This window comes from Azospirillum sp. B506 (assembly GCF_000333595.1).
Classification (GTDB): domain Bacteria; phylum Pseudomonadota; class Alphaproteobacteria; order Azospirillales; family Azospirillaceae; genus Azospirillum.
On record NZ_BADK01000213.1, the window covers coordinates 1 to 8,890 of the forward strand.

The following is an 8,890-nucleotide window of genomic DNA, read 5'->3' on the forward strand; positions in this document are numbered from 1 at the left end:
CGTTGGCCTTGAACACCTCGACCGCACCGGTGATCTGCCCGATCTCGTCCTTGGAGTCCGACGCCGGGACCGTCACGGTGAGGTCGCCGCGCGCCAGCGTCAGCATGGCGTCGGTCAGTCGGCGCAGCGGGCGCAGGGCGGCGACCGTCCACAGGCCGAAGGCGGCGGCCAGCAGCAGGGCGGCGCCGCACAGCGACAGCATCAGCGTCTGGAAGCCTTTGGCGACGTTGCGCGCACGCGCGGCGATGGTCTGGTTCTTGTGCTCCTGCAGGTCGATGAAGGCGTTGATCCGCTTCAGCCATTCGGTCAAGGCCGGCCGGGCGTCCTGCATCAGCCCCTTCTGCGCGGCGGCCATGTCGTTCGCCTTGCGGGCGGCAATCACCGATTTGATCGCCGGCAGGGTCTTCGCCTCGATCTCCTTGATGCCCGCCAGCAGTTGGCGTTCTTCCGGCTCGATGTCGGTCATGCTGGCGAACATGGCGTCGAGCGGCTTGGCGGACTCCTCGTAGAAGGCGGCCAACCGGTCGATGTCCGCCAGCACGAGCGACAGGGTCGCCGGATCGGTCGTCAGGACCACGTCGCGCAGCGCGATGGCCCGGTCATGCACGCTGCCGCGGAAATTGATGGCATAGCGCTGCTTGACGCTGTTCACGTCGTTGATCCGGGTGAGGTCGGAATCGATCTTCCGCACCTCGCGGACCCCGATGACGGTCAGGCTGATCAGAAGCACAAGAACCACGCCGAAGCCGAGAAACAAACGTGTGCGAATCGTGGCGTGCCGTGGAAGAAACATGGTGGTGCTTCCCGTCAAAATTTGTCCGCAGGGGCGATTGCCGCATACTAGCCCAAAAGAGTTACTCTTTCAGGTGGAACTAGATGTGATTTTACGGCGTCCCGGCAAGGAGTCCTGTGCGCAGCCGCCGAAAACTGCGCGGGTTGCGGTTCGAAGGTTCCGCCGCAATATGCGGGGTCCGGAGACCGATCCGAAAACCGCCTTTGGAATTGCCGATGCCCCCCCTGTCCGCGCGCTGCCAGTCCCGCCGCCTGCCCCGTCTGGTGGCGGCGGCCCTGCTTCCGGCCCTGCTGTTTCCATCGCTGCCCCCCGCTTCGGCCGCCGCCGCGGAGGGGAGGGCGAATGGAGGTGCCGACCAGGAGCGCGCCACGTCCGAAAGTCCAAAATCCGAAAGCCCAAATTCCGAAGGGCCAAAGTCTGAAGCCGGAAAGGCGGAGGCTGCGAAGCCGGACGATCTCCAGGGCTTCGATCCCCAGCGCAGCGTGACCCGGCACAGCCTGCCGCTGCCGGACGGTGCGCTGGCCTACAGCGCGGCGGCCGAGTTTCTGCCGCTGCGCGACGGTCCCAAGGAGGAGCTGGCGGCGCGCATCTTCACGGTCGCCTATATCGCCGAACCGAAGTCGCCGGCAGACCGGCCGCGACCGGTCACCTTCGTCTTCAACGGCGGACCGGGAGCGGCGTCGGCCTACATGCATCTGGGCGCCGTCGGCCCGAAGGTCGTTGCCTTCGGGCCGGACGGTGCGTTGCCGCCGCCGCCGGCGCCGCTGGTCGACAACCCCGACAGCTGGCTGGCCTTCACCGATCTGGTCTTCATCGACCCGGTCGGCACCGGTTTCAGCCGCGCGGTAAAGCCCGACCAGACGGAAAAGCGCTTCTGGTCGGTGGAGGGCGATGCCCGGTCGATGGCGGAGATCGTCCGGCTCTGGCTGACGCGCAACGGGCGCTGGTCGTCGCCGACCTTTCTGGCGGGGGAAAGCTATGGCGGCTTCCGCATCGTCAAGATGGCGGATGAACTGATCGAGCAGGTCGGGCTGGCGGTGAACGGTCTGATCCTGGTCTCTCCCGTCGTCGATTTCGCCGCCATCGACGAGGATGGCATCCTTGGCCCGGCCTGGAAGCTGCCGTCGATGGCGGCATCCGCCGCCGCCCTCGGCCGCACGCCGGGCACGCCGGAGCAGGCGGCGGCGGCGGCGGAGCGCTTCGCCCTCGGTCCCTATCTGACCGGGCTGGCCGGGCTCGACTATGGCCGGCTCGACGCGGCGCAGGACGTCTTCGCCGAGGTGGCGCGCATCACCGGCCTGCCGGTGGAAACCGTGCGGCGCCAGCGCGGGCGCATCCCGATGGGAGTCTTCGCGCGTGAGCTTCTGCGCGACCGTGGACGGGTCCTCAGCATCTATGACGGCACCTTCACCGCTGCCGATCCCGATCCGGGATCGCCGCGCCTGCCGTTCGATCCCTTCCTGAAGGGGACGGTGCCGATCTATTCCACCGCCTTCGCCGCCTATGCCCACGACATGCTGGGGGTCAGAACGGAGGCGCCCTATCGGCTGCTCAGCGACCGGGTGAACCGGAACTGGGAATGGCCGCGCATGACGGTGCCGAGTGCCGTGGATGCGCTGCAGACGGCACTGACCCTGCAGCCGGCGCTGCGGGTGTTGATCGCCCATGGCCGCACCGACCTGATCACGCCCTACATGGCGTCGCGCTGGGTGGCGTCGAGGCTTGAGCTGCCGGAGGGCGAGCGCGACCGGGTTTCGGTGACGGTGCATCCCGGCGGCCACATGATGTACACGCGGGTGGAGGGCCGCGCGGCGCTGGCCGCCGATGCCCGCGCGCTGATCGCGGCGAGCCTGCGGAGCCGGTGACGGTCCGGCGGCACGGCCGGAGCCTGGCTGGCTGGAATCGAAAAGGGGCGCCCCGGCCGGGGCGCCCCTTTCCGCGTGTCGGGCCGAAGCCGCGGATCAGAACAGGCGCAGGATCGACTGCTGCGACTGGTTGGCCAGCGAGAGGGCGATGGTGCCCAGCTGCTGCCGGGTCTGCAGCATCAGCAGGCTGGCGCCTTCCTCGTTCTGGTCGGCCAGCGTCAGCTTGCTGGCGCCTTCCGTCAGCACGTCGCTGAACTCCTTGGTGAAGCTTTCGCGGGTCGTGATGATGTTCAGGTTGGTCGACAGCTGCTGCGACGCGGAGCGGATCGTCGCCTTGGCGTGATCCAGGCCGGCAACCGCCTTGTCGATGTCCGAACGGTCCATCCAGCTGTTCTGGGCGCCGTCCAGCTGCAGGCCCTGGCCGCTGGTCGACAGGTTGACCGCGGTCACCGTGATCGAGTTGGTGTTGCGCTCGTTCAGCTGGACCGTGATGTCGTTCGAGGTGTTGGCGTCGGAAATCTGCTTGGTGACGATGTTGGCCGAGCAGTTGGCCGAGGCGGCCTTCTTGATCGTCTTGGCATCGACTTCCACGCGGACCGTGCCGCTGTCGAAGTTGAAGGACTGTTCCCCGCCGGTCAGCTTTCCGTCGCCCTGGTCGTTCATGCCGTCGCGGGTGACCTGGGCACCGTTGGAGTTGGTGACCTGGATCTGCAGGTCGACCTTCTTTTCGATGGTCGAGACACCGTTGCCCTGGTTGTTCGCCGCTTCCAGCAGGCGGCGGTCGACCGTGAAGGACACGATGGTGCCCGACGCGAAGCTTTCCGAGATCTTCTTGGTCAGCGCGTTGGTGGCGCTGGTCGTCACCGTCATCTCGCGCACCACGCCGGCCGTGGCGTTGCCGGTCAGGGTGATGGTGCCGGTGGTGCTGACCGAGGCGGTGGAGATGTCCGTGCCCTGCAGGCGGCCGCCAGTGGCAATGGCGTTGGTGATCGACGCCTGCAGCTTGGCCGCGACGTTGGCGGCGGCATTCTGGCCGACCGCGACGTCGCCCGACGTGGCGGCATAGCTGAAGGACTGGCCTTCCACCGTGATGGTGAAGATGTCGCCTTCTTCGATGGTGCCGCCGATGTTCACGGTGGACACCTGGGCGCTGTTGGTCTTGGCGGGCGTCGCCAGCTTCGCTTCGATGGTCTGGGTGTTGTCGAAATAGGAGATCGTGCGGCTTTCGTCGCCGTCCGTCACGATGAAGTCGCGCGAGCGGCCGTTGGCGCCGCGCACCTCGATCTGAACGTCGGAGAAGCTGCCAAGCGTACCGGACATCGTGCCCGACAGCTTCAGGCCGACGAAGCCGTGTGCATTTTCGGTCTTGGAGATGTCGGCGGTCTTGCCTTCGATCGAGCCGTCACCCTTGACGCGGATCGAGTAGGTGTCGGACGAGATGACGTTGGTGACGCGGGCGTTGTCGATGCCGGTCATGCTGTTGACGGCGGCACGGGACGCGCTGGTGCTGTCCATGCTCATGCCGTTGCCGTTGATCAGGTTCTTGCCCTGATAGCCGCTGTCGGCGGCCAGCTTGTCGATCTGGTCCTTCAGCGTGTTGAACTGGCTGGCCAGCGACTTGCGGGTGGCGACGGAGGCGGCGTCGTTGCCCAGCGCCGCATAGGCGGCGGTGGTCAGGCCCTTGGCCTGGTCGACCAGCGAGTCGATCGAGGTGAGGCCCTTGTCGGCGGCCTGGATCGTGCTGATCGACTGGCCCATCGCGTCCTTCAGCGAGGACAGGTCGCCGGCGCGCTGGTTCAGGCCCTTGGCGGCGAAGAAGGAGGTGGGACCATCCAGAGCCGAATTGATCTTGTTACCCGTCGACAGGATGTTCTGCTTCTTGTCGATCTGCGACTGCGTGTTCTGCAGCTGCAGCAGGTTGGTGCGCATTGAAGCGGTCAGGGTCACATTACCGGCCATGGTCCTAGTCTCCTTCTGAGGCTGTCCCCGCCCTTGGTCATTTGACCGGCGAGGCAACGTGCGTTTTCCTGACACCACTCTTTCAAGCGCCGTGCCAACTCCGGAAATACGGCGTAAGCATTTGATTTTGCTGTAAAATAAATGGAACCCGGCAAAAATGGGCAAGGGTGGGCCCAGGCCGCCCGGTCCGGCGGCCGTAAAAGTTTCCCGGAATCTTTTGCCGCTGACGGACGGTTCTGCCGGGGTGGCGGGCGGCAAGAATCTTCCCACCACCCGGCAGGCACGGCTATGGTCGTGCTCCAAACCACGTCCCAGACATCGAACGCATGGCCCGGCACGGGCCAAAGCAGGGAAGGGAGAAGCATCATGACCGGTCGGATCGACGCGCGCCTGGCGGAGCTGGGCATCGAATTGCCGCAGGCTGCCGCCCCGGTGGCCGCCTATGTGCCCTACACCCTCTCGGGCAACACCCTCTACATCTCCGGCCAGGTGACGGTCTGGAACGGCGAGCGCAAGTTCGTCGGCAAGGTCGGCCAGGACTTCACGGTCGAGCAGGGCAAGGAGGCGGCGCGTCTGTGCGCGCTGAACATCCTGGCCCAGGCCAAGGCTGCGCTGGGCGGCGACCTCGACCGCGTCACCCGCGTGCTGCGGCTGGGCGGTTTCGTCAACTCCGGTGCGGATTTCCACGATCATCCGCTGGTGATCAACGGTGCGTCGGAGCTGATGCGCGACGTCTTCGGCGAAGCCGGCCAGCATGCCCGCGCCGCCGTCGGCGCCCCGTCGCTGCCCGGCAACGTCGCGGTCGAGGTCGACGCGATCCTGGAAGTGGCCTGAGGCGCATCAGGGCAACGACGGTGGCTTGCTGTCTTGCGGCATGACGCCTACCTCCTTGCCATCCTTCGAGGAGAGGCGTGCATGCCCGACGGCAACGAAGCCATCACAGTCAAGGTTCTGAGCGGGATCGGCGAGGCGGACCAGCAGGGTTGGGACGCCTGCGCCGGTCCCGGCAACCCGTTCCTTTCCCATGCCTTCCTGCTGGCACTGGAGGAATCGGGTTCGGCGACGCGCAAATCAGGCTGGCAGTCCAGCCATCTCGCCGCCTTCGACGGGGCCGGCCGCATGGTCGGCGCGGTGCCGGCCTATCTGAAAAGCCATTCCTACGGCGAGTATGTGTTCGACCACGCCTGGGCCAACGCCTTTGAGCGGGCGGGGGGCAGCTATTACCCCAAGCTGCAGGTGGCGGTACCCTTCACCCCGGTGCCGGGGCCGCGCCTGCTGGTGGCGCCAGGTCCGCGCGCCGAGGCGGTGGCCGATGCCCTGGTCGGGGCGCTCGAACAGGTGGCGGAGCGCTATGGCGTCTCCTCCGCCCATGTCACCTTCCCGGAGCGCGGCGACTGGGACCGGCTGGGCGCGGCCGGCTGGCTGCAGAGGCTGGGGGTGCAATATCACTGGCACAACCGCGGCTATGGCAGTTTCGACGGGTTTCTGGAGGCGCTGAACTCCCGCAAGCGCAAGGCGATCCGCAAGGAGCGGCGCGAGGTCGCCGAAAGCAGCGTCCGCCTGCACACCCTGACCGGCGACGACCTGAAGCCGGAGCATTGGGACGCCTTCCACCGCTTCTATCTGGACACCGCCGACCGCAAATGGGGAGGCGGCTATCTCAACCGCCGCTTCTTCGATCTGCTGGGCCGGACCATGGCCGACCGGGTGGTGCTGGTGATGTGCGAGGATGGCGGGGAGTGGGTGGCCGGTGCGCTGAACCTGCTGGGCGATGACGCTCTGTATGGCCGCAACTGGGGCTCCGACGGGCGCTATCGCTTCCTGCATTTCGAGGCGTGCTATTACCGTGCGCTGGACTTCGCCATCGAACGCGGGCTGGCGCGGGTCGAGGCCGGCGCCCAGGGCGAGCACAAGATCCAGCGCGGGTACCTGCCGGTGCCGACCTACAGCGCTCACTGGATCGCCGATCCCGGCTTCCGCCGCGCGGTGGAGCGCTATCTGGAGCAGGAACGTCCGGCGGTCGAGGCGGAGATCGAGGCGTTGGACCAGGAACTGTCGCCCTATCGGCGGGAGGGCTGAACCTTATCCCCAGTCGGCCAGCACCGCGGCGGCATCGCTTTCCCGCAACGGCGCCCGTGCCGGCGGCGGGGCGCCGTCGACGCGCAGGCCCATCAGCGTCTCTACCAGCGGCTCCGGGCCGGCCGAGACGCGGACCTGTCCACGGGCGGCGATGTGTGGGTGGGCGTGCACCTCCGCCAGTTCGGGCAAAGCCTCGAAACAGCAGTCCACCGGGTCGAGCAGATCCGTCCACTCCGCCAGCGTCCGGCCGGCGAACAGGGCGTCCAGCTCGGCCGTCAGGGCGGTCTGCGGCAGGGGATCCTCCTGCCGGGCGATCCAATCGGGGCGGCCGACCGCCTCGCAGAAGCCCTGCCAGAACTTGGCCTCCAGCGCCGACAGGGTGACGAAGCGGCCGTCGGCGGTGCGGTAGATGCGGTAACAGGCGGCCCCGCCCGACAGCAGAGCCTCGCCGCGCTTCTGCAGGGTGCCGCGCGCCGCCGCCGTCAGGGTCATACCCTGCCAGCCCAGCACCGATTCCATGATCGACAGGTCGAGGAAGCAGCCCTGTCCGGTCCGCTCGCGCCCCAGAAGCGCGCCGGCCACCGCAAGCGCCGTCTGCTGGGCCGAGGCGAAATCGGCGACCGGCAGATAGCTGATGACCGGCCGGTCCGGCAGCCCGGAGGCATCCAGCCCGCCGCCCACCGCCATGTAGTTCAGGTCGTGGCCCGCCCGCGACGCATAGGGACCGTCATAGCCCCAGCCGGACAGGCTGGCATGGATCAGCCGCGGGTTGATCTCCCGCAGCCGCCCGCGTCCCAGCCCGAGCTTGTCCATCACGCCCGGCCGGTAGCTTTCGATCAGCGCGTCGGCCTTCGCCAGCAGCCCTTCCAGCGCCGCGCGGCCCTCCGCCGCTTTCAGGTCGAGGCGGACGATCGTCTTGCCGGCGTTCAGCAGCTTGTAGGCGGCGGTGGTGCCGTCGCTGTCGGTCGGGCCGAGCCGGCGCAACGGATCGCCGGCCGGCGGCTCCACCTTCACCACCGTGGCGCCGAGGTCGCCGAGCAGCTGGGCCGCATGGGGGCCGGGCAGATATTGCCCGAGGTCGACGACGCGCAGTCCGGCCAGGAAGGTCAGCGGCATGGCGGCGTCAGCCCCCGGTGACGCTCATGTGCCGGCCGACGGCCGGACCCTGGTGGCGGCGGTCGATGATGAAGTCGTGCCCCTTGGGCTTGCGGGTGATCGCCTCGCGCACGGCGTCGATCAGCGGGCCGTCCTCGTCGCTGACGCGCAACGGCGTGCGCAGGTCGGCGGCGTCCTCCTGGCCCAGGCACATGTAGAGCGTTCCGGTGCAGGTCAGCCGCACGCGGTTGCAGCTTTCGCAGAAATTATGGGTCAGCGGCGTGATGAAACCGACGCGCTGGCCGGTCTCCTCCACCCGGACATAGCGGGCAGGGCCGCCGGTGCGGTGGTCGCTCTCGGTCAGGGTCCAGCGCGTCTGCAGCTCGGCCTTCAGCATAGTCAGCGGCCAGTACTGGTCGAGCCGTGCCCCCTCGCCGATGTCGCCCATCGGCATCACCTCGATGAAGGTCAGGTCGAAGCCCTGCTCGCCGCACCAGGCCACCATGCGGTGGATCTCGTCGTCGTTGACGCCCTTCAGCGCCACCGTGTTGATCTTGATCTTCAGCCCGGCTTCCTTGGCCGCCTGGATGCCGCCCAGGATCTTGTCCAGCTTGCCCCAGCGGGTGATGGCCTGGAACTTGTGCGGGTCGAGCGTGTCCAGCGAGACGTTGATCCGCCGCACCCCGGCCTCATACAGCCCGGCGGCATGCTTGAACAGCATGGTGCCGTTGGTGGTCAGCGTCAGCTCCTCCAGGTCGCCCGACTTGATGTGGCGGCCCAGCGCGTGGATCAGCCGCATCACGTCGCGCCGCACCAGCGGCTCGCCGCCGGTCAGCCGCAGCTTGCGCGTGCCCAGCTTGACGAAGGCGCTGCACAGCCGGTCCAACTCCTCCAGCGTCAGAACCTCCGCCTTCGGCAGGAAGCTCATGTCCTCGGCCATGCAATAGACGCAACGAAGGTCGCAGCGGTCGGTCACCGACACGCGCAGATACTCCACCTTGCGGCCGAACGGGTCGACGAGCGGGGCAAGGGCGGCTGACGGCAGGCTTTCGGACACAGGGTCGATCATCGCTGGACTCCACGGGCGGCCGCGACGGGC

The 8,890-nt window shown here is 67.7% G+C and carries 7 protein-coding genes; 3 read left to right on the forward strand and 4 right to left on the reverse strand.

The window, feature by feature from the left end:
- The coding region (locus tag I71_RS07065; protein WP_042693074.1) for an MCP four helix bundle domain-containing protein at window positions 1-793 on the reverse strand (793 nt) is incomplete at its 3' end.
- A gap of 215 nt (window positions 794-1,008) precedes the next feature.
- On the opposite strand from I71_RS07065, the gene I71_RS07070 reads away from it, so the two are divergent.
- A complete protein-coding gene (locus I71_RS07070) occupies window positions 1,009-2,658 on the forward strand; it encodes a S10 family peptidase (RefSeq protein WP_042693054.1) in 1,650 nt (549 codons plus the stop codon).
- Window positions 2,659-2,754: 96 nt separating this feature from the next.
- Here the strand turns inward: I71_RS07070 and I71_RS07075 are convergent, their stop codons facing one another.
- The gene (locus tag I71_RS07075; RefSeq protein WP_042693058.1) at window positions 2,755-4,617 is read right to left on the reverse strand and encodes a flagellin; all 1,863 of its coding nucleotides are present in this window, start codon (window positions 4,615-4,617) and stop codon (window positions 2,755-2,757) included.
- Window positions 4,618-4,983: 366 nt separating this feature from the next.
- On the opposite strand from I71_RS07075, the gene I71_RS07080 reads away from it, so the two are divergent.
- Window positions 4,984-5,451, forward strand: coding sequence for a RidA family protein (locus tag I71_RS07080; RefSeq protein ID WP_042693061.1), 468 nt, complete (start codon window positions 4,984-4,986; stop codon window positions 5,449-5,451).
- A gap of 81 nt (window positions 5,452-5,532) precedes the next feature.
- Window positions 5,533-6,696 carry a GNAT family N-acetyltransferase gene (locus tag I71_RS07085; RefSeq protein ID WP_042693064.1) on the forward strand — a complete coding sequence of 388 codons (1,164 nt, stop codon included), beginning with the start codon at window positions 5,533-5,535 and terminating at the stop codon, window positions 6,694-6,696.
- A gap of 3 nt (window positions 6,697-6,699) precedes the next feature.
- Here I71_RS07085 and I71_RS07090 read toward each other — a convergent pair whose 3' ends face one another.
- Complete coding sequence (locus I71_RS07090; RefSeq protein WP_042693067.1) at window positions 6,700-7,812, reverse strand: CaiB/BaiF CoA-transferase family protein; 1,113 nt, start codon at window positions 7,810-7,812, stop codon at window positions 6,700-6,702.
- Window positions 7,813-7,819: 7 nt separating this feature from the next.
- Window positions 7,820-8,860: a GTP 3',8-cyclase MoaA gene (moaA, locus tag I71_RS07095; RefSeq protein ID WP_042693070.1), complete on the reverse strand. Its 1,041-nt coding sequence runs from the start codon at window positions 8,858-8,860 to the stop codon at window positions 7,820-7,822.
- Window positions 8,861-8,890 lie beyond the last annotated feature (30 nt).